Genomic DNA, 24,433 nt, shown 5'->3' on the forward strand with positions numbered 1-24,433 from the left:
GAATTAAGAAAAAGCCCTTGCCTGTCTTAAGGATACAGGCCCGGTTGTGCGTGCCGGGCCCGTCACGCTTATTGCCAACCGTAGCGACGGGTATACACCCCTTTCACCAGTTGCGTCAGCGTCATATACCCCACCAGAATCGCCACCAGCCATGGGAAATAAGAAAGCGGCAGCGCCTGCAACGACAGATACGACGCCAGCGGCGAGAACGGCAGTGCGATACCGACCACCATCACCACCAGGGTCATCACAATCAGCGGCCACGCGGCACGACTCTGAATGAATGGAATACGGCGGGTGCGGATCATGTGCACAATCAGCGTCTGAGACAGCAACCCGACGACGAACCAGCCGGACTGAAACAGCGTCTGGTGTTCAGGCGTATTCGCGTGGAACACAAACCACATCAGGCAAAATGTCAGAATGTCGAAAATGGAGCTGATTGGACCGAAGAACATCATGAACCGCCCGAGATCCGCCGGGTTCCAGCGCTGCGGTTTCTGAATTTGCTCGTCGTCGACGTTATCAAACGGAATTGCCACCTGAGAGACATCGTACAGCAGGTTCTGAATCAGTAAGTGCAACGGCAACATTGGCAGGAACGGCAGGAACGCGCTCGCCACCAGCACGCTGAAGACGTTACCGAAGTTAGAACTGGCGGTCATTTTTATGTATTTCAGCATGTTGGCGAAGGTACGGCGGCCTTCAATCACCCCTTCTTCCAGCACCATCAGGCTTTTTTCCAGCAGAATGATGTCTGCCGCTTCACGAGCGATATCCACCGCGCCGTCAACGGAAATACCGATATCCGCCGCACGCAACGCGGGCGCATCGTTGATGCCGTCGCCCATAAAGCCGACCACGTGGCCTTCACGTTTCAGCAGGGTGACGATGCGTTCTTTATGCATCGGCGTCAGACGTGCGAACAGCGTGGTGTGTTTTGCCAACGCCGCCAGCGCGTCGTCGCTCATCGCATCCAGGCTGCTGCCTATCACCACATCGCCCACATCCAGCCCGACTTCGTGACACACTTTCGCCGCCACTAATTCGCTGTCGCCGGTGAGGATTTTGACGCTGATGCCGCTCGCTTTCAGCGCTTTCAGCGCCGGGGCAGTGGTTTCTTTCGGCGGATCGAGAAACGCAATGTAGCCTTCGAGGATCAGATCCGATTCATCAACGCGCTGATAATCCCCTTCGCGCGCAGGCAGATATTTCGTCGCCACCGCCACCACCCGCAGGCCCTGACGGTTCAGCGTGTCAGTCACGCGTTTGATGCGGCGCAGCATGGTGTCGTCCAGCGGCACAATGTCACCGTTGTAGCGCACCTGAGTACAAACGTTGAGGATTTCCTGCAACGCGCCTTTGCAAATCAGCTGATGCACGTCGTCCTGCTCGGCCACCACAACTGACATCCGGCGGCGTTCAAAGTCGAACGGAAGCTCGTCAATTTTCTGCCAGCGTTCGGACAGCCCACGCGCCGAGTTTTCATCGACGCCTTCCAGCACTGCGGTATCCAGCAGGTTTTTCAGCCCGGTCTGATAATGGCTGTTCAGCCAGGCGTTATGCAGCACGCGCTCGCTGGTTTTGCCGGAGATGTCGGTGTGATTCTCCAGCACGATTTTGTCTTGCGTCAGCGTCCCGGTTTTGTCCGTGCAAAGAATATCCATCGCGCCAAAGTTCTGGATGGCGTCGAGGTGTTTAACGATAACTTTCTGTTTTGACAGCTTCACCGCCCCACGCGCCAGCGTCGAGGTGACGATCATCGGTAGCATTTCCGGTGTCAGGCCGACTGCCACGGACAGCGCAAACAGTGCCGCTTCCCACCAGTCGCCTTTTGTGTAGCCGTTGATCAGCAGCACCACCGGCGCCATCACCAGCATAAAACGGATCAACAACATGCTGACGCGGCTGATGCCTTTCTGGAAAGCGTTTGGCGCGTTTTCCTGTTCGCTCACGCGCCCGGCCAGTTGACCGAACCAGGTATTACCGCCGGTCGCGAAGACAATCGCCTGCGCTGTGCCGCTCACCACGTTGGTGCCCATAAAGCAGATAGTGTCGCTTTCGAGTGGGTTATTTTGCTGCGGTACACGGGTCCGCGCCACTTTCTCTACCGGCAACGATTCTCCGGTGAGCGAGGCCTGAGCGACGAACAGATCGCGAGCCTGAAACACGCGAAGATCCGCCGGGATCATATCTCCGGCAGACAGCTTCACGATATCGCCCTGTACCAGCCTGTCGATGGGGATCTCCAGCCAACGGCTTTCGCCCCGCTCGTTAACCACTCGCAGCACCGTCGCGGTGTTGCTGACCATCGCTTTCAGCGCATCCGCCGCTTTGGTGGATCGCGCTTCCTGAATGAAGTTCAGCAGGGTGGAAATCACCACCATCAGCGCGATCACCCCGGCCGCAAACTCGTCTTCGGTAGAGTACGAAATGACCCCGAGAATGGTCAGCAGCAGGTTAAACGGGTTGCGATAGCACAACCACAGATGCACCCACCACGGCGACGGTTTCTGTGACGGAATCACGTTACTGCCATGCTGTTCGCGAGCGTCTTCAACTTCTGACGGATTCAGCCCTTCAGGATGACTGTTAAAGGCGCGCCAGATTTCATTTTCATCCATCGCCGCAACGTTAAGACACTGTTTGCTTAACGAATCCGGGATCGGAGTGGCTGCCAGATTTTTACCGTCAGGCAGCGGGTCGCGGCTAACCAGACGATGTGGCAGGTGGCGGCTGAGCTGCGCGAACAGCTGCCGGGTGATGTTTTTCAGCATAATACGTCCCTCTGCGCTCACCGTTCGGCGATCGCGGTTTTCTTACAGGCGTAGCAAAGCTGCACCTGAAGGGCACTTTAAGAGTTAAAACAGGGACATCAAAGAAGTGACGTCACTGCCTCACGCGTTCTCCGGCAAGACAGTGAAAGACAGGCTTACCGGGAAAAAATGTTGCTCCATCGATGATGGGGAGTGGGATCGGGATCCATACAGCCTCCGGTAAGTGAAATAAACGCCGCGAACTCTAGGCCGTTAACCCTACAATACATAGCGATAGTGCCATTATCTTACGCGCCCGACACTAAACGATACGTATACCAGACTTTACTCATTGAACTGTTTCTCGACGCGTTTACGCTTATAATCACTTCGCCTTTACTGACACGGGAAAAAAGGATGCAAAACCGGCTGACTATCAAAGACATTGCGCGCTTAAGCGGCGTCGGGAAATCGACCGTCTCTCGTGTCCTGAATAATGAAAGCGGCGTCAGCCAGCGCACCCGTGAACGGGTGGAAGCGGTAATGAATCAGCACGACTTTTCCCCTTCCCGTTCAGCCCGGGCGATGCGCGGTCAGAGCGATAAAGTAGTGGCGATCATCATGAGCCGTCTGGATTCGCTGTCGGAAAACCTCGCGGTGCAGACCATGCTCCCGGCCTTCTACGAGCAGGGCTACGACCCGATCATGATGGAAAGCCAGTTCTCCCCGGAGAAGGTGAAGGAACATCTCGGCATGTTGCGACGTCGCAATATCGACGGCGTGGTGCTGTTTGGTTTTACCGGTATTTCCGACGCGATGCTTGCGCCGTGGCGCGAAACCCTGGTGATGCTGGCACGCGATGCCAAAGGCATTGCCTCGGTGTGCTACGACGATGAAGGAGCCATCACGCTGCTGATGCAGTCGCTATTCGATAAAGGCCACCGCCATATCAGCTATCTCGGCGTACCGCACAGCGATGTGACCACCGGAAAGCGCCGTCACGATGCGTACCTCACCTTCTGCAAACAATACAAACTGCACCCGGTCGCCGCGCTGCCCGGTCTGGCGATGAAACAGGGTTACGAGGCCGTCGCCAGCGTGACCCATAGCGATACCACCGCGCTGGTGTGCGCCACCGACACCCTGGCGCTCGGCGCCAGCAAATATCTGCAAGAACAGCGTAACGACACCCTGCAACTCGCCAGCGTCGGCAACACGCCGCTGATGAATTTCCTGCACCCGGAAATCGTGACCGTTGATCCCGGCTACGGCGAGGCCGGACGCCAGGCCGCGCATCAGCTGATCGAACAGATCAATGGCCGCGCACAGCCACAGCAGCTGGTGATCCCCGCCTCCCTGACCTGATTTTCCCCCGCCCGAAAAACGATTTATTGTGATCGCCGCCCCGCTTCGGGAACGTTCCCATTTTGTAAAATAAGCGAAACGGATAGGCTTGCGCTCAGTCATATAACACTCAATCCAACTTCCAACACGAAATCATTCGAGATGCGTCGCGGCGGCAAGCCGGAGAATCCCCAGCAGCATAGAAAACTATGTGACTGGGGTTCGAGGGCGCAGCCAACAAAGAGGCAGCTCGAAGGATGATGTGTAATACAGAGATGAGGCTCCATGATGAGCAAGGTCAAACAACAGGATATCGACAGCCTGATCGAACTGGTCGGCGGTCGCGACAATATCGCCACGGTCAGCCACTGCATTACCCGCCTGCGTTTCGTGCTGAACTCCCCGGCGAAGGCCAACCCGAAAGCCATCGAAGAATTGCCGATGGTCAAAGGCTGCTTCACCAACGCCGGGCAGTTCCAGGTGGTTATCGGCACCGAAGTGGGCGATTACTACAAAGTGTTGATCACCAGCACCGGGCAGGCTTCAGCGGATAAAGAGCAGGCCAAACTGGCGGCGCGTCAGAACATGAAATGGCACGAGCGGATGATCTCGCACTTCGCGGAAATTTTCTTCCCACTGCTGCCCGCGCTTATCAGCGGGGGCCTGATCCTCGGTTTCCGAAACGTCATCGGTGATGTACCGATGAGCAACGGCCAGACGCTGGCACAGATGTACCCTGGCCTGAAAACTCTGTATGACTTCCTGTGGCTAATTGGCGAAGCTATCTTCTTCTATCTACCGGTCGGCATCTGCTGGTCTGCGGTCAAAAAAATGGGCGGCACGCCAATCCTCGGCATCGTGCTGGGCGTCACGCTGGTTTCTCCGCAGCTGATGAACGCCTACGAACTCGGCAGCAAAATCCCGGACGTATGGAATTTCGGCCTGTTTGCGATTGAGAAAGTCGGCTATCAAGCGCAGGTGATCCCGGCATTACTGGCAGGTCTGGCGCTCGGCATGATTGAAACTCGCCTCAAACGCATCGTCCCGGATTACCTGTATCTGGTTGTGGTGCCAGTGTGCTCGCTGATCCTCGCGGTGTTCCTGGCCCACGCGCTTATCGGCCCATTTGGCCGCATGATTGGTGACGGCGTGGCCTTCGCGGTACGTCACCTGATGACCGGTAGCTTCGCACCGATTGGTGCCGCGTTGTTCGGCTTCCTGTATGCGCCGCTGGTGATTACCGGCGTGCATCAGACCACGCTCGCCATCGACATGCAGATGATTCAGAGCATGGGCGGTACGCCTGTGTGGCCGCTGATTGCGCTGTCGAATATTGCGCAAGCCTCAGCGGTGGTCGGCATCATTATCTGTAGCAAGAAACACAACGAGCGTGAGATTTCCGTGCCCGCCGCCATTTCCGCCTTCCTCGGCGTGACCGAACCGGCGATGTACGGCATCAACCTCAAATACCGCTTCCCGATGCTGTGCGCCATGGTCGGCTCCGGGCTGGCGGGCCTGCTGTGTGGCCTGAACGGCGTGATGGCGAACGGCATCGGCGTCGGTGGCCTGCCGGGCATCCTCTCCATTCAGCCAACCTTCTGGCAGGTGTATGCCGTCGCGATGGCCATTGCAGTGATTATCCCGATTGTCCTCACCACCGCGGTGTACCAGCGTAAGTACCGTCAGGGCACGCTGCAAATTGTATAAATACTTTTGGGGCGCGTTTGCGCCCCGTTCTGTTTTAACCAGGAAAGCCTTATGAACAACCTCCCCCACTGGTGGCAAAACGGCGTTATCTACCAAATCTATCCAAAAAGTTTTCAGGACACCACCGGCAGCGGCACCGGTGATTTACGCGGCGTGATATTGCGTCTGGACTATCTGAAAACCCTCGGCGTGGATGCCCTCTGGCTGACACCGTTTTATATCTCGCCTCAGGTGGATAACGGTTACGACGTGGCGAACTACACCGCTATCGACCCGGCTTACGGCACGCTGGAAGATTTTGACGAACTGCTGGCCGAAGCCAAATCTCGCGGCATTCGCATCGTGCTGGATATGGTCCTCAACCATACCTCCACGCAGCATCCTTGGTTCCAGGCATCGCTCGACCCGGACAGCCCGCACCGCGAGTTCTACATCTGGCGCGACGGTAAATCCGGCGAACTACCGAACAACTGGCGTTCGAAGTTTGGTGGCAACGCATGGCAGTGGCACGCCGAAAGCGAACAGTATTTTCTGCACCTTTTCGCCCCGGAACAGGCGGACCTCAACTGGGAAAACCCAGTGGTGCGCGAAGAGCTGAAAAAGGTCTGCGAATTTTGGGCCGATCGCGGCGTCGATGGCCTGCGTCTCGACGTGGTGAATCTGATTTCTAAAGACCAGGCGTTCCCGAACGATCCGCTTGGCGACGGGCGCTGTTTCTACACTGACGGCCCGCGCGTACACGAATTCTTGCAGCAAATGAGCCGTGACGTGTTTATCCCGCGCGACTTGATGACGGTCGGCGAAATGTCCTCCACCACGCTCGATCACTGTCAGCAGTACGCTTCCCTGGCGGGCCACGAATTGTCGATGACGTTCAATTTCCATCACCTTAAAGTCGACTACCCGGGCGGTGAAAAATGGACGCTCGCCAAACCCGATTACGTGGCACTGAAAGCGCTGTTCAGCCACTGGCAGCAAGGGATGCACAACCGGGCGTGGAACGCGCTGTTCTGGTGTAACCATGATCAGCCCCGCATCGTGTCGCGCTTTGGTGATGAAGGGGAATACCGCATCCCGGCGGCGAAAATGCTGGCGATGGTGCTGCACGGTATGCAAGGTACGCCGTACATTTATCAGGGCGAAGAGATTGGCATGATTAATCCCCATTTCTCGACGATCGCCGATTATCGCGACGTGGAAAGCCACAATATGTACGCAGAACTGCACGTACAGGGCCACGATGCCGATGAATTGTTGGCGATTCTGGCCAGTAAATCGCGCGACAACAGCCGCACGCCAATGCAGTGGAGCGCGGAAACGCACGGCGGTTTTACCACCGGCGAACCGTGGATTGGCCTTGGCGACAACGTGCAGGAAATTAACGTTCAGGCGGCGCTGAAGGACACAGATTCTGTGTTCTACACCTATCAACAGCTGATCGCCCTGCGTAAAGCCGAGCCATTGCTGACGTGGGGGAACTATCAGGACTTGCTGCCGGAACATCCGTCACTGTGGTGCTATCGCCGCGAATGGCAGGGCCAGCAATTGTTGGTGGCGGCGAACCTCAGCCGTGAAAGTCAGCCGTGGCAGCCGGGTCAAGTCGATGGAGAGTGGAACGTGGCGATGAGTAATTATCCGGGCCTGGATACCCAACCGGGCGCAATGACGCTGCGCCCGTTTGAAGCGGTATGGTGGATCCAGAAGTGATATGTTGAATTTCCCGGCGGCGCGTCGCTTGCACGGACCTACCGATTAACATTCCCGGTAGGCCTAGCAAGCTTGTGCCGCCAGGCAATCGCGCTACGCGTTCGGTAATCCTTCCACCGTTTCGGCTGTCGTTTTCTGCTGCGAGGCGTGTTCTTCTTTTGCCTTCAACTTGTCCCACGCCCGGAAGAACGGATAATAAATTACCAGCGAAATTCCCAGATTTACCGCCTGCAATACCGTCCCGGAAATGTGTCCGCCGGTTGCCAGATAACCACTGATGAAAATCGGCGTGGTGAACGGTAGCGCAATCCCCGCAGGCGGCGCCACCAGCCCAGTCGCCATCGAGGTGTAGGTGACGATCACCAACAGCACCGGCGTCAGGATAAACGGCAGGAAGAAGTACGGGTTCATCACCAGCGGAATACCAAATACCATCGGCTCGCTGATGTTGAACAGGGCAGCCGGCGCGGCGATTTTACCCAGCTGCTTCATCTGTGCACTGCGACTGCGGAACACCATGAAAATCACCAGCCCTAACAGCGCGCCCGTCCCGCCCGGTGCAATCCACAGATCGTAGAACTGCTGTGTGATAATGTGCGGAATAGGCAAACCATTCTGAAACGCGGTCAGGTTTTCCGCCATGTTCGACAGCCACACCGGCTGAATGAACACCAGCACAATCGCATCGCCGTGCAGGCCGAGCGTCCACAGAATCCCAATCAGAATCACCGAGATAATCATCCCCGGCAGCGTACCGCCGACGTGATGCATCGGAATGCCGATCAACGTCGCAATCATATTGTTGATGTCGCCGAACGGTGAAGCTTCCACCGCCAGACGCAGCGCCAGCACCACCGCCAGTACGCAGAAGCCAGGCACCAGCGCGAGGAACGATTTTGCCACCGCAGGCGGAACGCCGTCGGGCATACGAATCACCAAATTGCGGTTGGCGACAAAGCGGTAAATTTCAGTGGAAAGCAGCGAAATAACAATCGCCACAAACAGCCCCTGGCTGCCCACCATATTCACCGGGATCACCCCTTTCACCACTTCTGCCGCCCCGTGAACCGGCGTGAACAGCGTGTTCTGCGGAATGGTCATCACGAACGCCACCAGCGACATCGCCCCGGCGGTCAACGGGTCGAGCGTGCGGTATTTTTCCGCCAGACGATACGCAATGCCGAAGCTCGAAATCAGCGCCATGATGTCGTAAGTCGCTTTCACCGGATACAGCATCTTGTCACGCCAGACGTCGCAAAAAAAATGCGTCATCATGTCGGCATAACCCGGCACCGGCAGGTAGGCAAAAATCAGGAAAAATGAGCCGATCAGCATAAACGGCATGTTAAGAATGATGCCGTCGCGCACTGACAATACGTGTTTTTGCCCGGCGATTTTCAGCGCGACGGGCATGACATAGCGTTCAATAAGCGTAGTTTTTGACATGGTGAAACCCCGTCTCTTCCGTTAAAAAGCCGAACTCAGTTAAATTGTGGTAACCACTGACGATTCAGGGTTAACACTTCCTCAAGCAACGCCTGTGCGTCGGTGACGTTGCCCACCAGCGGGTTAGTGACCAGTGCCAGCAGCGCACTTTCTCGACAGCCATGAACCGCCGCCTCAATCGTTAAATGTTCGAACGCTTTGACCTGCTGAGTGAGTCCGTTCATCGCGGGTGGCAGCGGGCCAAACGCCAGCGGCCGCGCGCCCTGCGCATCGATAATGCTGTTGGTTTCCACCACCGCATCGTCACCCAGTCCGTGAATCGCCCCGTTGTTTCGGGTGTTCACCACCATCTCTTTGCCCAAATTGTTGTGAATAGCGTTGATCAGTTCCACCGCCACTTCGGAGTAATAGGCACCCCCACGGAAGCTCAGCTGCTCGGGCTTTTCGTCCAGATTCGGATCGGCATACAGCGCAAACAGCTCCTGCTCGACCTTCATCACCTGCTCCGCGCGAGTACCTTTGCTTTTCGCCGCGTCGATTTCATCCGCCAGCATTGCCGGAGTCAGCCAGAAATAGCGATGATACGGGCACGGGATGGCTTTCAGCGCACGCAGGAAATCGGCAGGCCACGGCAGCTCTTTGATGTTGTTCATCGACAGCGCATTGCCATCGCACAGCATCTCAATCACTTTCGCGGTGACGTCCTGATGGTCCTGCATCACTTTGTGGATCCACACCATGTGATTGAGCCCGGCAAAACGCAGGTTCAGCGTGGCTTCATCAGCGTTGAGCATTTTGCCAATCATGTGCTGCATGTTGATAGGCACGTTACACAACCCGATGATTTTCGCCTTGCTGTAACGGCTGACCGCTTCGGTGACGATCCCCGCCGGGTTGGTGAAGTTGAGAATAAAAGCGTCGGGGGCCAGTTCTTCCACTTTCCGCGCCACCTCGAGAATAACCGGTATGGTGCGTAGCGCTTTGGCGAAACCGCCTACGCCGGTGGTTTCCTGGCCCAGCAGGTTATATTTCAGACCTAACCGCTCATCCTGGGCGCGCGCCGCCAGTTGCCCGACGCGCAGCTGCGTCAGCACGAAATGGGCCCCGCGAATCGCGTCATCCAGCGTGAAATGCACGCTAACTTTTACGTGCTCGAGTCCTTTGTGTTTGAGCATTCGCTGGGTCAGCGCGGCGATAACGTCTACTTTTTCGCGCCCTGATTCCACGTCCACCAGCGCCAGTTCCGTTACGGGAAGTTGCTCGTAGCGCACAATAATCCCTTCAATCAGTTCCGGGGTGTAGCTGCTGCCGCCGCCGATCACGGCGATTTTTAAGGATTGCATGATGACCTCGTTTTCGGCACACGAAAGCCCACGCGTGAACGCGAACGCCACGCGGAAGTGCCAGTCAGGATATAAAGGAAATTAGCGAGCGATCAGGGCCAGCGCTTTGTCGAGCACCGCAGCGCCGCGCATCATGCCGTAGTCGGCCATGTCGATAACCGCGACGGCCTTGCCCTGTGGCTCGGCGATGGCGGACAGGCGGGTAATTTCATATTTGACCTGTGGCCCGAGTAGCACCACATCGGCACCCGGCAGCTCGCGTTCGAATTCAGCGACGGGTACGGCGTAGATATCCAACTCCAGCGAGCGCAGCTGGGCTTCAGCCTTCATTTTATTCACCAGCATGCTGGTCGACATTCCTGCGGCACAGCATAAAACGATTCGTTGCATGACGTTCCCCTTCGGTGATTCATCCGGTTAATCTGGATGGATATGACTATGTTGTTAAGATAATGTAATGGTGAAGGCTATATGAAATTTATTTTCATGGATGTGATCAATGCATAATTTTCAGCCATTATTTGCGCCTGGGCAGCGGGAAGATCAAGCGAAAACGTAGGCGTCATTGGGAATTAATGGTATAAAGTGAGTTATCAATAAGTGAAAAATATTTTCAAATCGTGACTTCGCGCAAAGGACAGAACCGGATGGATATCGTTGGGCAACTGAAGGATGGGATGAGCCGTTTCAGCACCCAGGAATCCCGGGTAGCGGCATTTATTCTGGAAAACATGAGCTTTACCGCCAGCGCTTCGATTGACGAACTGGCGGCGAAAGCGGGGGTCAGTCCGGCGACCATCACCCGTTTTGCCCGTTCTGTGGGCTGCGACGATATTCGCGACCTGCGTAAACAACTCGCTCAGGCCAGCGAACGCCGCTCAACCTGGGTGTCAGGCAACAGCGCCGCCCTGCCCTCCAGCTGGCGCGACCGCTTTGATACCGTCAATCTGACCCTGACCCACCAACTGCAGCACACCAGCGAAAGCGCGGTGGAAAAGCTGAAAGCGCGGCTGCAAACGGCCCGCGCCGTTCACTGTTTTGCCCTCGGCGAGCAGGACATCCCGCTCGCAACCCTGCTGCAACACCAGCTGCTGCCGCTCGGCATCGCCATCAATCTGTGCCAGGACGGTAACCTGATGCGCATGATTGCCAGCACCCTCAGCGACGATCACGTTCTGCTGGTGTTAGCCACCGGCCCGGCGGATAACCTGCTGCAAAGCGCCACACTGCAAGCCAGAATGCAGGGCGCGACCATCTTTGCCCTCACTCCGGATACCCACGCACTAAGCAACATGGCCGCAGAAGTGCTGCCGCTGGCCCCTTCGGCCCAGGCTGCGCGTTACGCTTTGCTGATGCTTGTCGACTTGCTGAACGACACTCTTATCGCGTGATCTTTTTCACAACATTGGCTGCACGGTGACCAACTGATTTCGCTGGTTTTTTACACAGCTCAAACTATCATAAATTTCATTTTAAGCCGCGTTGCCCATCTGCTGTGCTGTCCCGTTTTTACTTTGTTCTGAATCAAAAAAATCGTAAACATGTTTGATGCATATCACTATATATAGAACTTAGAATGCACCCCGGCCCTACATATTGTATTAATCGCCTATTCTCACACCAATCCCCCAAGGACTCGGGTGATGAGATTTGTGGATAAAAAGGGCCGGAACCTGAGGAAGTTATTGGCGTATAAGCCCATTGGCGTCTCAGGTGCGCATTCCCCCTCTGTGGATAACCTGTTCTTATAATTATGGAGTGATCATGACACCGCATGTGATGAAACGAGACGGCTGTAAAGCGCCTTTCAACTCAGCACGCATCCAGGAAGCTATCCTGCGTGCGGCCAAAGCAGCGGGAGTCGATGACGCAGACTATTGCGCCACCGTCGCAGAAGTCGTTAGTACCCAGATGCAGGACCGTGACCACGTTGATATCAACGACATTCAGACCGCAGTCGAAAATCAGCTGATGTCTGGCCCGCACAAACAGCTGGCACGCGCTTACATTGAATACCGTCACGACCGTGACGTTCAACGCGAAAAGCGTGGCCGCCTGAATCAGGAAATTCGCGGTCTGGTTGACCAGACTAACTCCGCGTTGCTCAACGAAAATGCCAATAAAGACAGCAAAGTGATCCCGACCCAGCGCGACCTGCTAGCGGGCATCGTGGCCAAACACTATGCACGCCAGCATCTGCTGCCCTACGACGTGGTACAGGCGCATGAGCGCGGTGAAATTCATTATCACGATCTCGATTACTCGCCGTTCTTCCCGATGTTCAACTGCATGCTGATCGACCTCAAAGGTATGCTGACTCAGGGCTTTAAGATGGGTAACGCGGAGATTGAGCCGCCAAAATCCATCTCAACGGCCACTGCCGTCACCGCACAGATTATCGCGCAGGTTGCGAGCCACATTTACGGCGGCACCACCATCAACCGTATTGATGAAGTGCTGGCTCCGTTCGTGAGCGCAAGCTTTGAGAAACACCGCCAAACCGCAGAAGAGTGGCAGATCCCGGACGCCGACGGTTACGCCCATTCTCGCACCGAGAAAGAGTGCTACGACGCGTTCCAGTCACTTGAATATGAAGTGAATACGCTGCACACCGCCAATGGACAGACGCCGTTCGTGACCTTTGGCTTTGGCCTGGGCACCAGCTGGGAATCACGCATGATCCAGCAGTCGATCCTGCGTAATCGTATTGCCGGTCTGGGCAAAAACCGCAAAACCGCGGTGTTCCCGAAACTGGTGTTTGCAATTCGCGATGGTCTGAACCACAAAGCCGGTGACGCTAACTACGACATCAAGCAGCTGGCGCTGGAGTGCGCGAGCAAGCGTATGTACCCGGACATCCTGAACTACGACCAGGTGGTGAAAGTCACCGGTTCATTCAAAACCCCAATGGGTTGTCGCAGCTTCCTCGGCGTGTGGGAAAACGAAAACGGCGAGCAAATCCACGAAGGCCGCAATAACATCGGCGTTATCAGCCTCAACCTGCCGCGCATTGCGTTGGAAGCCAAAGGCGACGAAGCGGCGTTCTGGACATTACTGGACGAACGTTTACAGCTCTCCCGTAAGGCGCTGATGACGCGCATCGCCCGTCTGGAAGGCGTGAAAGCGCGCGTGGCCCCAATCCTGTATATGGAAGGTGCCTGCGGCGTGCGTCTGAAAGCAGACGACGATGTGTCGGAAATTTTCAAAGACGGGCGCGCGTCCATTTCTCTGGGTTATATCGGCATTCACGAAACCATTAACGCGCTGTTTGGCGATTCGCACATGTATGACAGTGACGCGCTGCGCGAAAAAGGCGTGGCCATTGTGCAGCGTCTGCGTGACGCCGTGGACCAGTGGAAAGACGAGACCGGCTACGGATTCAGCCTGTACAGCACGCCGAGCGAAAACCTGTGCGACCGCTTCTGCCGTCTCGACACCGCCGAGTTTGGCCTGGTCGATGGCGTGACCGACAAAGGGTATTACACCAACAGCTTCCACCTCGACGTGGAGAAAAAAGTGAACCCGTACGACAAGCTTGATTTCGAAGCGGCCTATCCGCCAATCGCTAACGGCGGTTTCATTTGCTATGGCGAATACCCGAACATTCAGCACAACCTGAAAGCGCTGGAAGACGTATGGGATTACAGCTACCAGCACGTGCCGTATTACGGAACTAACACGCCGATCGACGAATGCTACGAGTGCGGCTTTACCGGTGAGTTCGAATGCACCAGCAAAGGCTTCACCTGCCCGAAATGTGGCAACCATGACGCCGCGCGCGTATCAGTGACTCGCCGCGTGTGCGGCTATCTCGGCAGCCCGGACGCACGTCCGTTCAACGCCGGGAAGCAGGAAGAAGTGAAGCGCCGCGTGAAGCATTTGGGGAATGGGCAGCTGGGTTAAGTCGGCATTCAGCCACGTTACTCCCTCTCCCTCAGGGAGAGGGAGTAAAAAGCCTTACCTGCGGCTTCACATATCGCTCCGTTTTCGCAAAGCAATGGATGTCAGAACAAGGCGGCAAACGAGAGAATTCCGGAGAGCTTACTCAAGTAAGTGACCCGGGTGAGCGAGCGAAGCCAACGCGGTTATGGCATTCAGTGAGAAGCGAAAAATGAATTACCACCAGTATTATCCTGTCGACATCATCAACGGCCCCGGTACGCGCTGTACGCTATTCGTCTCCGGGTGCGTCCATGAATGCCCTGGGTGCTATAACAAAAGCACCTGGCGGCTGAATTCCGGCCTGCCGTTTACCGATGAGACGGCAGACCGCATCATCGCTGACCTCAACGATACGCGCATCAAACGCCAGGGGATCTCGCTCTCAGGCGGCGATCCGCTGCATCCGCAAAACGTGGCGGAAATTCTGCGGCTGGTGAAGCGCATTCACACGGAATGCCCGGGGAAAGATATCTGGGTGTGGACTGGCTACAAGCTCGATGAACTAAACACGGAACAGCTCGAAGTGGTCAATCTCATTAACGTGCTGGTCGATGGCAAGTTTGTGCAGGACCTGAAAGATCCGGCGCTTATCTGGCGCGGCAGCAGCAATCAGGTGGTTCATCACCTGCGTTAGAAAAAGCGGAGCTCTGGCTCCGCTTTTTTGTATCAGAACCGGCTCACGCACTCCATCGCCACGGTTTTAAACTCACTGAAGTTTTTGCAGATACAGAGTCGGGCCATGGCGCGTTCACGCAGGAAAGTGACAAAAATATCGTAAATCGCCATCGCCTCTTCGTATTCGCTTTTACTGATGGCGAGCAGGAAAATCACCTGCGCGGTTTCATCACCCCAGGCAATTCCCTTCGGGGCCAGCACCGTGTACACCACCGTTTTCTTGGCCATTAAGCCCAATGCGTGTGGCAAAGCAATGCCATCCCCGAGCATGGTGCTGACAATCGCCTCACGTTCAATGACCGACTCAACAAAATCGTCATCAACAAACCCTTCATCACTTAACTGATTGCACAGTTCAGCCAGCAGCATTTGCTGATCGACCGGCTCGTTAATGATGCGGAAATGGCGAGCATCAAAGAACTTCTCCAGCATCCACGGACGGGTTCGGTCCACCAGCACCAGCTTGCCGATTTGCTCCAGCTGATAATCCGTTGGGAACGGCGACATCACCACCACCGGCTTGTCTTTCTCGGTAATGCGCACCGTCGAGACCACGAAGTCTTCGCTGATGCCATCCCGCTGTTCGTAATCGCGCAGGGTGATGGTTTCGGTCATCACCAGCTGCGGATACTTGCGCTGCAGTACCGCTTCAATCATCCGCACCATCGCGTTGCCCGCATCGCACACCAGCAGCACGCGCGGCTGACGCTGATAACCGATGTTGTAATGACGCTCAAGCCCCACGCCAATATGCAGCACCAGGAAACCAATTTCATTTTCACTGATGGTCCACGGCGTGTATTTACTCCAGCCGGACACCGCCGCCAGGGTCATATCCCAGGCCATCGGATAGTGCTGTTTGATGTTATCGAGCAGCGGATTGGGGATCATAATCTGGTAGCGCACGCGGGTGATCATGGTCTTGATGTGGGTCAGCAGGTCCGCGTGCAGCTGCTCATCACTGAGCATGTTGTAGTTATAGTGACTGTTGATGTACTGCAGAATGTAGTTCACCAGCGCTTCATCGTCGTCGGCGTTAATCTGGCTCGGGGAGATGTCCTGCACCTGGCGCGCCGCAATATGCACTCGCAGCCAGTTCTCTTCCGAAGGGGCCAGGGTTTTGCCCGCCAGCTGTTGAATCGCGACGGCGATATCATGGGCCGCATTGCGCACCGCGTCATCGACATCATCGGCGCTAAATTCTGGCAGCGGATACCCCTCGCTGACACGACGCACCGCCACCGAACAATACAGCCGCACGAACAGCTCACCTTCGTCGGTGAGGCGAATGTGCCAGCGGCTAAACGCGTCTTGCAGTACGGATGTCAGCTGCTCAGGCACGCCCGCATTGAGCGCTTCCTGGGTCAGCAGCGGGTTGGTACTGTCCTGCTGCGCCAGTTGCCACAACAGGTCTGTCAGGCAGGCGCGGATGGTCATTTCGCTGCCGAACAGCTTCACGCCATGGCGCGGGCGAGTTTCCAGCGTCAGCTGATAACGCGCCAGCCATTCACGCACTTCAGCCATATCGCCCTGCAAGGTGGCGCGGCTGACAAACCATTCATCGGCCAAATCTTCCAGCTTCAGAGAAAAGGCTGACGTCAGAAAACGAACCATTAAATAATGCACCCGCTCGCTACCGGTTCGCGGAATACGCAACAGGCGTGGGCGGGAATCTTGCAAAGACTGGAACAGCGTCGGGTCATCCACACGCAGCTGATAACCATTACCCCGGCTAAGCACAAACTGCGCGCCGTGATGAATTAGCAGGGCATTGAGCGCGGTGATATCTGCCCGAACCGTACGCGTAGAAACGGATAACCGCTGGGCGAGCTCGTCCTGCGGCAGCGTTTCGTTTTGCAACATATCAAACAGTTGTGCTAAGCGTTGGTTCGGAAATCGCACTCGGGTGTCCTCTTTTCAAAACGGGCGATTACCGCCCGACGTCCAGCTTAATTTTTGGGTGATATCACCATTTGCGATGGGCTACCTACCGCGGTGTAGCCAGGCTCGAAGGTCAATTTTCCGGTGTGCGGGGCGACCTTAAAGCGAGTGATGTTGTCACTGCGCTGGTTCATGACGTATAGCCACTGGCCTTTCGGGTCCAGCGTGACGGTGCGCGGGTAATCTCCACGCGTCCACACATCATCCTGATGAATGAGCTCACCGTCGGCGGATACCGTAAAGTGTGCGACGCTGTTATGCAAACGATTGGCGACATATAACTGTTTCCCATCGTGACTCAACGTCAAACCAGCAGCAAAATTGGTGCCTTTATAGTCTTTGGGCAGCGATGAGACGGTTTTGCCTTCGGTCAGCGTGCCCTTCGCCGAATCGAGACGATAATGCGTCAGCGTCGAGGCTTCTTCGTTGATTAACCATAGCCCATCCCCCTTCGGCGTGAAGACAAAGTGACGCGGACCAGCACCTTTGGAAGACGCAGCAATAAACGGCGGCGTGTTTGGCGTCAGTTTGCCGGTAGCATCATCCAGCTGATACTGGTAGATCCGGTCGAGACCCAGATCGGTTGAGAAAACGTATTTTCCCAGCGGATCGGCGGCGATCATGTGCGCGTGCGGTCCGTTGTGATCACTGGCGGCAAAGCTTCCTTCAACGGCGGCTTCTGGTTTGCTCGCGCCCGCCGGGCCTTCATCCTGATGCGTATCCGTGGCCTCACCGAGGCTACCGTCCTTTTTCACCGGCAATACCGCGATCGTGCCGCTGACGTAGTTGGCTATCAGCAAGTGGCGACCATTTGGCGTCAGGGATAGATAGACCGGGCCCGCACCACCGGAAGACACCTGATTCAGCTCCGTCAGACTGCCGTCGGCAGCCACTTTCCAGGCCTGCACCACGCCCTTTTCCGCTTCACTGGCGGCATACAGCGTTTTGCCGTCGTGAGAGACGGTCAGCTGCGCAGCGTTAGGCAGCGAGCTGACCAGGGTTTTGTCGTGAAGTTCGCCAGTGGAAGGATCGACCGCGAAACGGTACAGGCCTTCGCCATTTGGGTTGTAGGTGCCGACCCAGGCGAACTGTGTCTGTGCGTTGGCAGCGGTGGCGAGCAGTGAGAATGAAGCGACAAGCAGATGGCGTGCGGACAGCATGGGAACTCCTTGACGGTCAGTTGATGAGTGGTGCGGTTTGATGCCCTCTCCCCGCCCCTCTCCCACAGGGAGAGGGTTAGGGAGAGGGGATAAATTACCCTACCAGTTTTTTCGTCATCTCCAGCAGCGTGCGCACATCCGCCGGGCGGGTGTTGCCGCTGTCTTTGTCGATAATCGAACTGTAAATGTGTGGGATCACCTTTTTCACGCCCGCATCGAGAGCGATCTTAAGGATTTCGCTGTAGTTTTCCAGATCGATACCGCCGGTCGGCTCCAGCCAGAAATCGTGACGGGCGCAGGCTTCGGCGACAACCTGATATTCGTCACGACACTTCAGACCCCCCATCGGGAAGTATTTGATGGAGCTACAGCCCATATCTTTCAGCAGCGCAATCGCGGTATCGACCGGCACAATGCCGTCCTGCTCTTTGCTGCTTAAGGGACCGGTGGATATCTTGACCATACCCGGCGTGCCGGTTGGAGACACCAGGCCGTTAACCACGGTTTCGTTCTGCCCAAGCAGCGCACGGCTGGTTGCCACGCCAGTGAACACCTGGTTCACGTGCTGCGGCTGCACTTCACGGGAAATCTGGCTAACCATGTCGGACTGGTTCGGATCACCGGCACCCAGGCCAACGGACAGCGCATTATCAATCAGCGCCGCGTATTCACGCATATCGGCGACCGCGGTCGCGACGTCCGGATAATTTTTGGAGAGCACGCCGACCAGCACATGGCCTTCTGCGGCCTCATACACTTCGCTGGCATTCGCTTTCGACCCGGCGAGGACATTCAGACAGACACGGTCACGGTAAAAATTCGGGGTCAGTTTCATGCGTTTTTTTCCTTGTTCAGCACTTCTGCAATACGGCTTGCGACAATCTCCAACTGCTGTGCATTCACACTGCGCACATCAGCTTCAATAATGCCTTCATTGGCCTTGTAGCCACGGAAGTAGATGGCGTATTCGCCTTTTTTCAGCTCGGCCACCAGTTCGCCAGTGGCGATGCGGGTGACGGCTTCATCAAACTTGATTTCGGTACGGGCGATATCACGACCCGCAGCATCCCACACTACGCGAGATGTCACGCCGTTCAGGGCATTGAGCGCGGCGATAAATGGCGTCATTTTTTCCACCATCTGTGCGCCGCTCTCTTTTTCCGCCGTCAGGTAATGTTCGATAGCGCAGGTCAGGCCGAGAATACCTTCTTTACCCACTTTCATCGCACGGCCAATGCCCGCCGTCTGGCGTTTGACCCACTCGACGTACTGCGTTTTACCGATAACCAGGCCGCTGGTCGGCCCTTCAATCGCTTTTGCGCCGCTGTAAATCACGAGGTCAGCGCCCGCACGGTAGTAACACTGCAAATCTTCTTCTGCGGCAGCATCCACAATCAGCGGCAGATTGTGTTTACGCGCCACCACGACCGCCTGCTCTACGCTGAGCATACTTTTCTGTACGCAGTGGTGAGACTTGATATAGAGGATTGCCGCGGTACGTGGCGTGATCGCCGCCGCCAGCTGATCGGCGGAACACTCGTTGGCGTAGCCCGCTTCCACCATTTTGCCGCCGCCAAGCGCGATCATGGTGCTGACCGGTGCGCCAAAGTTGACGTTGTGTCCGCGCGGCAGAACGATTTCGTTATTCTCAACCGGCGTGTTGTGCAGGTTTTCCAGCAGCCAGTCACTGTCTTTCACCAGCACACCGGCGATGGACTGCGCGATGCCTGCGGAGGCGCAGGAAACAACCGTTGCGCCTTCTACGTCCAGTAGTTTCGCGATGTATTCGCCGGTTTTGTTCACCAGGTCTTTCATTTCGAAGTAGTGATTCATACCGGTCAGGACCGCCTCAACCACTTCCGGGCGCGGGGTCGACACACCGAGCGCAGTCATACGGCCAGAGGCGTTAATCACTTGTTTAAGCTGGTATTTCTCATAAATCGAAGACATGTTCTGCACTCCCTTGTTCGGTCAGATAGCCCTTGCCTGCACGGATTGCGGCCAGCGGCACCAGATCCTGGTCCGCCTGCAGGGCGTTGTTTTCAGCATCCACCAGCGTGACCGGCTGGCGTTTCAGGGTGAATAGGGTGAGGTCGGCGTCGAAGCCTACAGCCAGCTGGCCTTTATTCTTCAGGCGAATTGCCTCGGCGGCATTGGCGGTCACACAGTCGATCACCTGCGGCAGCGACATCCCGATGGCGAGGAATTTCGCCATCACACGCGCCAGGGAATGCACCGGCCCGTTGATGCGGTTGCGACAGTAAATGTCAGAGCTAATGGTGTGCGGCAAAATGCCCATCGCAATCGCCTGTTTGGCAACGTCAAAACTGAAGCTGGCGGTGCCGTGGCCCACATCCAGCTTGATGCCACGTTTCAGGGCGCCGGAAACCGAGGCACGCAGCTCACCCGACGGAGTCAGAATGCGGTTCGGTTTGCCGTTGTAGCAGTGGGTAATGATGTCGCCGGAGGTCAGCAGCTCGGTGATTTCATCGAGGTTCGGCGGGTTATTGCCGATATGCACCATCAGCGGCAGATCGCCGTTAGCATTCTGAATTTCTTTCGCTTTTTCCAGCGGCGTGATGCCATTTTCACCGACCACGCTGCTACTCATGCGCGCCTTCAGGCCGACGATGAAATTCGGGTGGCGCTTGATGGCGGCCGTCGCGGCGTCAGCATCAATGTTCGCCATGTTGGCTAATTCATTCTGCGCGATAAGACCCACGCGAGAGATGTTCAGCAGCGCATACACGTCGGTAGCACAGGCGCGGGTCAGTTCGTGGAAGGTATCGACATCGTCTGCCCCGGTACTGCCTGCGTCGATGACAGTGGTGACGCCTGTCGCCACGCCCACGCTGTCCGGCTCGTCGTTATAAATGGGCGATTTCGGGTAGCAGTGAACGTGTAAATCAATCCAGCCAGCGCTGACGTAGTGCTCGCCGTTGAGAGAGACAACTTTCGTCGCCTCACCGTTAATCTCGCCCAGCGCTGCAATCTTGCCATCTTTGATGGCGATATCCGTTACCGTATCGTTAACCAGTCGTGCGCGCTTAAGCAGTAAATCAAACATCGCTTTCTCCTTCATACATAACCTATCCCAGTAGGCGTTACTGGCGTAGACAGTTTGAATACGGACAGCGCGGAGAAACCGGAGCGTACACGTGGTACGTGAGGATTTCGAGCACTGCCCTGGTTCAAAATGGCAAGCAAAATAGCCCTAATGGGGTAGGTTTTTAACCGATAGCCACCGGGAAGATAGACCCGAGGATCATCGCACCGAGGATAGCCCCGCCGGTGATCGGCTTTTGCCAGATGTAGAACAGTAACGCGCCAACCAGAGAACCGATTCCGATAGGAATGGAGGCGGTCATCGCGCTGAGGATAATCAAAGGACCGAGGAAGCGGCCAGAGGCGTTACCCGCGCCCATCATCACGTCGGCACCGTAGGTGGAGTCGCTCTGATTGATGGTGAACTTACGCGCCAGGATAATGATGTAGCCTACCGCCAAGCCCAGAATCAGACCGGTCGCCAGCGAAGCCGCAAAGTTAGCTACCGGGAAAACAATGCCTGCGCCCAGTAACAGTGCCGGAACCCCAAGACCAATACCGGTCTGGATGGCACCGCCGATATCCAGAATCCCTACCAGCGAGCCTTCAATGATACGGGCGAACAGGAAGCTTGCGCCAAACGCGGCAACCGCACCGTATGCACCGGTGTCGATACCCGATTTCAGCATCGCGACGAAAGCCACTTCGTTAAATGCGCCAATGCCGTACAGGTAATACATGTGTGTCCCGGCGAATACGCCAGCGGACAGCAGGCCGACAAAGATCGGGAATGACCAGTCCGCGTACCAAAAACCTTTATTCTGTTCCATGCGTTATCCCCTTATTTTCCGCTCATGGCGTTGTGAATCAGATCCAGCCAGTTCGGCACCGTCATGTGGAAGGATTCAATCACCTTCATGTCGAAGCCACGGAAGAAGGCACTCAGCACAAACAGAGCCACAATCGCGCCCATCATCACTTTGGTGACACGATGCCAGCCGCTCTCTTCAACGCCTTTACCGATAAGGATACCCAGTACCAGGCCCGGTACGGCGTTACCCATAATGAGCTGCGCTGCGCCGCCGAAAATGGTCGCCCAGAAACCGGATTTCTTACCGGCATCAATCGCCGCCAGCCAGAAGATGACAGGCATGATGATGTTCACCAGCAGGTTGGCCGCAGGCACCAGCACTTTCACCGCAGTCACCTGCAGCGCTTCCGGTACTGCCGAGGCGGTAGAGTTCAGGAATGCCACCACGATCATGCCAATCACGCCGCAGGCAATCGCCATCTTTCTCGGGTCGTGCAGGGTTTCCGCCACGTTGCGGTTTTTGATCATCAGTGCCGCGGCACCCCAGTTCGGGATGATGCGGTGATCAACGTCCTGAGTGAAGGCCCCCGCCGCCACTGAGGATGCCCAGGCGTTAAAGAAGAAGCCCAGACCAAAGGAGAAGTGGGAAGCCGGATCACCTTCACAGGAGTTCAGCTCACCCAACGTACGAAAAGCACCCATCCCTTGCGTGGTGGGCGCATGAAACATGCGTGCAGCTCCGGCACCCACACCGACGCCGACCAGGCCGCCAATGATGAGTGATTTAAAGAGAATAATCAGGAACATGAGTCTGTCCTTTTCTAATGGTTATGTTGTCGTGACGAAATCCACTTTGTCGAGATTTAACGCTGTCACGTTGACGGTGACATCCAGCTCAACGCTGAACGTGCGTCGCTCCCGGCGCAGAAAGATAAACAGAAATGCCTCTTTCCGGACCGATTCCTGCGCATGAACAACCGCCACGTCCTGTGGTTCGATGCGCAGTAAAATATGCGATGACGCTTTCATCACCGCACCCTGTACCTGGTTGAGAGCATCGGCGAAGGCGCGTGATTTGGCCTCACCTTTGCCCTTGACCCTCACCGTTGTGGTGAATTGTTCTTTCATGCTTATGCGCCGTATTTCTTCTGCCAGGCTAGCACCAAACGCTCGCCCAACTCTTCTTTATCCATAAAGCCGAAGCCCAGTACGTTCGCGCCTTCGTTAATTGCGGTAACGCCTTCATCCACTGAGCGCATGCCGTATTTTGCTTTGTAACCGTGCTTGGTCTGCGCGGTAATCGCACCTGCGCCACCGCTGCCGCAGAAGGAGATGCCGAAGGTGGCATTTTCTGCTTTCATCACGTCGCCCAGTTTCATATCAGCAGCAACGCCCGGCACGACTACCGCACGGCCACCGGCCTTTTCCACACCTGCTGCAACTTTCTGACCTTTGCCCAGACGATCGCCAATCACTACGGTAATTTGTTCCATGTTTTTGCTCCTTAAAGGTTTTCTTTCGCCACTTCGAAGTGCACCGACAACAGCCAGGCTTCTTCATCCGGAAGGTTGCCGAACTGCGCTACCACTTCGCGGGCAAGCGACATTGAATCGGGTGAAATTTCTTCAAACAGGCTGGCTTCTACTTCTGGCAGCGGCTCGCCGGTAATTGACCGGTGTGCCATTGCGCGGACATGAGATGTCAGCATTTGCTCCTGGACTGCGTTAGGGATGATGCCTTGACTCTTCAGCAGGCTGTAAACCTGACTCAGCATGCGTGTCGCAAGCTCTTCTGTCTGACTCCCAACGTCGGTAATGACTGCTCCGTTGTTCACTCTTCTGACCCCGTTTGTTGCGTCTGACTTAAAACTAACGTGAGCGGTGTTGGGTTTGTAGCGAGTTGTTTTCCACTTCGAAGTGGAAAGGGGAGAGGCGGGAGTGATCTGTCCCACATAATTTCACTGAATACGGATTAAATGCTAGATAAGCGTGATGAATATCACGGGAAACGGCTGAAAAGAGAGCAGGAGAAAGTGGAAAAAATTTGCGGGCTTTCGTTTGAAACTGTGATGTCGATAAGCTTTTGCGATGACGTTGCGGAAGGATTTGGGTAATGAATCTGCCAGGGAAAGGGATTTCCCCGGCAGGATAACGTTATACGAATACGAAATTAACGGTATTTCTGGTGATAGGTGTTGCGGGTTCCCGCCAGATCCTTCGTCACGCCTTGCGCTTCCTTTATTTTACCTTCGTTGGCAAATTTGGTGGCGCTGTCAATCTGGCCGATCAGAATATCAAAACCGTGGCGGTAATCTTTCATTTCTGCGCTGTCTGCCGCTTTGTCTTCCAGTTTCGGCGGCGTTTGCTTCTGGGCATCGAGCGCCGCAGTACGCATTTTTCCGAGGGCGTCTTTCATCGCCGCGGCATCATTGGTTTTCTGCACGACTTTGAGGTTTTCGGACAGGGTGTCCATGTCATCGCCCAGGTCGGCAAACGCCGGGGCAGCACTCATCAGCGCCGTGACGGCCAATAAAGCCAGTACTTTCTTACGCATTGC

Annotated in this window: 22 protein-coding genes; 6 read left to right on the forward strand and 16 right to left on the reverse strand. The window is 55.9% G+C overall.

Going from position 1 to position 24,433, the window contains the following annotated elements:
* Positions 1–68: 68 nt before the first annotated feature.
* Complete coding sequence (gene mgtA, locus MUU46_RS03545) at positions 69–2,777, reverse strand: magnesium-translocating P-type ATPase (RefSeq protein WP_258964783.1); 2,709 nt, start codon at positions 2,775–2,777, stop codon at positions 69–71.
* Between the two features lie 155 nt (positions 2,778–2,932).
* Positions 2,933–3,046 (reverse strand): mgtA regulatory leader peptide MgtL, encoded by a 114-nt coding sequence (mgtL, locus tag MUU46_RS22950; protein WP_374684987.1) that lies wholly within the window; start codon positions 3,044–3,046, stop codon positions 2,933–2,935.
* Between the two features lie 127 nt (positions 3,047–3,173).
* On the opposite strand from mgtL, the gene treR reads away from it, so the two are divergent.
* From treR to treC, 3 genes are all read left to right on the forward strand, one after another.
* Positions 3,174–4,121, forward strand: coding sequence for a trehalose operon repressor TreR (treR, locus tag MUU46_RS03550; RefSeq protein WP_159759359.1), 948 nt, complete (start codon positions 3,174–3,176; stop codon positions 4,119–4,121).
* Positions 4,122–4,388: 267 nt separating this feature from the next.
* Positions 4,389–5,807, forward strand: a complete 1,419-nt coding sequence (treB, locus tag MUU46_RS03555) for a PTS trehalose transporter subunit IIBC (protein WP_159759852.1) — start codon at positions 4,389–4,391, stop codon at positions 5,805–5,807.
* A gap of 51 nt (positions 5,808–5,858) precedes the next feature.
* Entirely contained in the window at positions 5,859–7,514 is a 1,656-nt protein-coding gene (gene treC / locus MUU46_RS03560; RefSeq protein WP_258964784.1) for an alpha,alpha-phosphotrehalase, read from the forward strand.
* 93 nt (positions 7,515–7,607) lie between these two features.
* Here treC and celB read toward each other — a convergent pair whose 3' ends face one another.
* The 3 genes from celB to MUU46_RS03575 form a co-directional block, all read right to left on the reverse strand.
* Entirely contained in the window at positions 7,608–8,960 is a 1,353-nt protein-coding gene (celB, locus tag MUU46_RS03565; RefSeq protein ID WP_258964785.1) for a PTS cellobiose transporter subunit IIC, read from the reverse strand.
* A 35-nt stretch (positions 8,961–8,995) separates the two neighbouring features.
* Positions 8,996–10,303 carry a 6-phospho-beta-glucosidase gene (locus MUU46_RS03570; RefSeq protein WP_258964786.1) on the reverse strand — a complete coding sequence of 436 codons (1,308 nt, stop codon included), beginning with the start codon at positions 10,301–10,303 and terminating at the stop codon, positions 8,996–8,998.
* A gap of 81 nt (positions 10,304–10,384) precedes the next feature.
* The gene (locus MUU46_RS03575) at positions 10,385–10,693 is read right to left on the reverse strand and encodes a PTS sugar transporter subunit IIB (RefSeq protein WP_258964787.1); all 309 of its coding nucleotides are present in this window, start codon (positions 10,691–10,693) and stop codon (positions 10,385–10,387) included.
* Between the two features lie 257 nt (positions 10,694–10,950).
* On the opposite strand from MUU46_RS03575, the gene MUU46_RS03580 reads away from it, so the two are divergent.
* From MUU46_RS03580 to nrdG, 3 genes are all read left to right on the forward strand, one after another.
* Positions 10,951–11,694, forward strand: coding sequence for a MurR/RpiR family transcriptional regulator (locus tag MUU46_RS03580; protein WP_258964788.1), 744 nt, complete (start codon positions 10,951–10,953; stop codon positions 11,692–11,694).
* Positions 11,695–12,067: 373 nt separating this feature from the next.
* Positions 12,068–14,206 (forward strand): anaerobic ribonucleoside-triphosphate reductase, encoded by a 2,139-nt coding sequence (gene nrdD / locus MUU46_RS03585; protein ID WP_258964789.1) that lies wholly within the window; start codon positions 12,068–12,070, stop codon positions 14,204–14,206.
* Positions 14,207–14,414: 208 nt separating this feature from the next.
* A complete protein-coding gene (gene nrdG, locus MUU46_RS03590) occupies positions 14,415–14,879 on the forward strand; it encodes an anaerobic ribonucleoside-triphosphate reductase-activating protein (protein WP_159759373.1) in 465 nt (154 codons plus the stop codon).
* Positions 14,880–14,911: 32 nt separating this feature from the next.
* Here nrdG and MUU46_RS03595 read toward each other — a convergent pair whose 3' ends face one another.
* The 11 genes from MUU46_RS03595 to cybC form a co-directional block, all read right to left on the reverse strand.
* Positions 14,912–16,822 carry a BglG family transcription antiterminator gene (locus MUU46_RS03595; RefSeq protein ID WP_258964790.1) on the reverse strand — a complete coding sequence of 637 codons (1,911 nt, stop codon included), beginning with the start codon at positions 16,820–16,822 and terminating at the stop codon, positions 14,912–14,914.
* 47 nt (positions 16,823–16,869) lie between these two features.
* Positions 16,870–18,021, reverse strand: coding sequence for a lactonase family protein (locus MUU46_RS03600; RefSeq protein WP_258964791.1), 1,152 nt, complete (start codon positions 18,019–18,021; stop codon positions 16,870–16,872).
* 94 nt (positions 18,022–18,115) lie between these two features.
* On the reverse strand, positions 18,116–18,856 hold the full coding sequence (gene dagF / locus MUU46_RS03605; RefSeq protein WP_159759379.1) for a 2-dehydro-3-deoxy-phosphogluconate aldolase: 741 nt from the start codon (positions 18,854–18,856) through the stop codon (positions 18,116–18,118).
* The gene (locus tag MUU46_RS03610) at positions 18,853–19,971 is read right to left on the reverse strand and encodes a DgaE family pyridoxal phosphate-dependent ammonia lyase (protein WP_258964792.1); all 1,119 of its coding nucleotides are present in this window, start codon (positions 19,969–19,971) and stop codon (positions 18,853–18,855) included. The genes dagF and MUU46_RS03610 overlap by 4 nt, the downstream gene beginning before the upstream one ends.
* A complete protein-coding gene (locus MUU46_RS03615; RefSeq protein ID WP_159759383.1) occupies positions 19,955–21,088 on the reverse strand; it encodes an amidohydrolase/deacetylase family metallohydrolase in 1,134 nt (377 codons plus the stop codon). Before MUU46_RS03615 ends, MUU46_RS03610 begins: the two co-directional genes overlap by 17 nt.
* A gap of 163 nt (positions 21,089–21,251) precedes the next feature.
* On the reverse strand, positions 21,252–21,896 hold the full coding sequence (locus tag MUU46_RS03620; RefSeq protein WP_159759385.1) for a DUF4310 family protein: 645 nt from the start codon (positions 21,894–21,896) through the stop codon (positions 21,252–21,254).
* A gap of 11 nt (positions 21,897–21,907) precedes the next feature.
* The gene (locus MUU46_RS03625) at positions 21,908–22,684 is read right to left on the reverse strand and encodes a DUF4311 domain-containing protein (RefSeq protein WP_159759387.1); all 777 of its coding nucleotides are present in this window, start codon (positions 22,682–22,684) and stop codon (positions 21,908–21,910) included.
* Positions 22,685–22,705: 21 nt separating this feature from the next.
* Positions 22,706–23,005 carry a DUF4312 family protein gene (locus MUU46_RS03630; protein WP_159759389.1) on the reverse strand — a complete coding sequence of 100 codons (300 nt, stop codon included), beginning with the start codon at positions 23,003–23,005 and terminating at the stop codon, positions 22,706–22,708.
* A gap of 2 nt (positions 23,006–23,007) precedes the next feature.
* Entirely contained in the window at positions 23,008–23,370 is a 363-nt protein-coding gene (locus tag MUU46_RS03635) for an SFCGS family glycine-rich protein (protein ID WP_159759391.1), read from the reverse strand.
* Between the two features lie 11 nt (positions 23,371–23,381).
* Complete coding sequence (locus MUU46_RS03640; RefSeq protein ID WP_159759393.1) at positions 23,382–23,711, reverse strand: glycine dehydrogenase; 330 nt, start codon at positions 23,709–23,711, stop codon at positions 23,382–23,384.
* A gap of 335 nt (positions 23,712–24,046) precedes the next feature.
* Positions 24,047–24,430: a cytochrome b562 gene (cybC, locus tag MUU46_RS03645; RefSeq protein WP_159759395.1), complete on the reverse strand. Its 384-nt coding sequence runs from the start codon at positions 24,428–24,430 to the stop codon at positions 24,047–24,049.
* Positions 24,431–24,433 lie beyond the last annotated feature (3 nt).

The sequence above is a fragment of the Scandinavium tedordense genome, assembly GCF_024764965.1.
Lineage (GTDB): Bacteria > Pseudomonadota > Gammaproteobacteria > Enterobacterales > Enterobacteriaceae > Scandinavium > Scandinavium tedordense.

Excerpts from the sequence above, each read along its gene's own strand:
- mgtA (WP_258964783.1), bottom strand. The coding sequence starts at position 2,777 with ATGCTGAAAAACATCACCCGGCAGCTGTTCGCGCAGCTCAGCCGCCAC.
- mgtL (WP_374684987.1), bottom strand. The coding sequence starts at position 3,046 with ATGTATTGTAGGGTTAACGGCCTAGAGTTCGCGGCGTTTATTTCACTT.
- treR (WP_159759359.1), top strand. The coding sequence starts at position 3,174 with ATGCAAAACCGGCTGACTATCAAAGACATTGCGCGCTTAAGCGGCGTC.
- treB (WP_159759852.1), top strand. The coding sequence starts at position 4,389 with ATGAGCAAGGTCAAACAACAGGATATCGACAGCCTGATCGAACTGGTC.
- treC (WP_258964784.1), top strand. The coding sequence starts at position 5,859 with ATGAACAACCTCCCCCACTGGTGGCAAAACGGCGTTATCTACCAAATC.
- celB (WP_258964785.1), bottom strand. The coding sequence starts at position 8,960 with ATGTCAAAAACTACGCTTATTGAACGCTATGTCATGCCCGTCGCGCTG.
- MUU46_RS03570 (WP_258964786.1), bottom strand. The coding sequence starts at position 10,303 with ATGCAATCCTTAAAAATCGCCGTGATCGGCGGCGGCAGCAGCTACACC.
- MUU46_RS03575 (WP_258964787.1), bottom strand. The coding sequence starts at position 10,693 with ATGCAACGAATCGTTTTATGCTGTGCCGCAGGAATGTCGACCAGCATG.
- MUU46_RS03580 (WP_258964788.1), top strand. The coding sequence starts at position 10,951 with ATGGATATCGTTGGGCAACTGAAGGATGGGATGAGCCGTTTCAGCACC.
- nrdD (WP_258964789.1), top strand. The coding sequence starts at position 12,068 with ATGACACCGCATGTGATGAAACGAGACGGCTGTAAAGCGCCTTTCAAC.
- nrdG (WP_159759373.1), top strand. The coding sequence starts at position 14,415 with ATGAATTACCACCAGTATTATCCTGTCGACATCATCAACGGCCCCGGT.
- MUU46_RS03600 (WP_258964791.1), bottom strand. The coding sequence starts at position 18,021 with ATGCTGTCCGCACGCCATCTGCTTGTCGCTTCATTCTCACTGCTCGCC.
- dagF (WP_159759379.1), bottom strand. The coding sequence starts at position 18,856 with ATGAAACTGACCCCGAATTTTTACCGTGACCGTGTCTGTCTGAATGTC.
- MUU46_RS03610 (WP_258964792.1), bottom strand. The coding sequence starts at position 19,971 with ATGTCTTCGATTTATGAGAAATACCAGCTTAAACAAGTGATTAACGCC.
- MUU46_RS03615 (WP_159759383.1), bottom strand. The coding sequence starts at position 21,088 with ATGTTTGATTTACTGCTTAAGCGCGCACGACTGGTTAACGATACGGTA.
- MUU46_RS03620 (WP_159759385.1), bottom strand. The coding sequence starts at position 21,896 with ATGGAACAGAATAAAGGTTTTTGGTACGCGGACTGGTCATTCCCGATC.
- MUU46_RS03625 (WP_159759387.1), bottom strand. The coding sequence starts at position 22,684 with ATGTTCCTGATTATTCTCTTTAAATCACTCATCATTGGCGGCCTGGTC.
- MUU46_RS03630 (WP_159759389.1), bottom strand. The coding sequence starts at position 23,005 with ATGAAAGAACAATTCACCACAACGGTGAGGGTCAAGGGCAAAGGTGAG.
- MUU46_RS03635 (WP_159759391.1), bottom strand. The coding sequence starts at position 23,370 with ATGGAACAAATTACCGTAGTGATTGGCGATCGTCTGGGCAAAGGTCAG.
- cybC (WP_159759395.1), bottom strand. The coding sequence starts at position 24,430 with ATGCGTAAGAAAGTACTGGCTTTATTGGCCGTCACGGCGCTGATGAGT.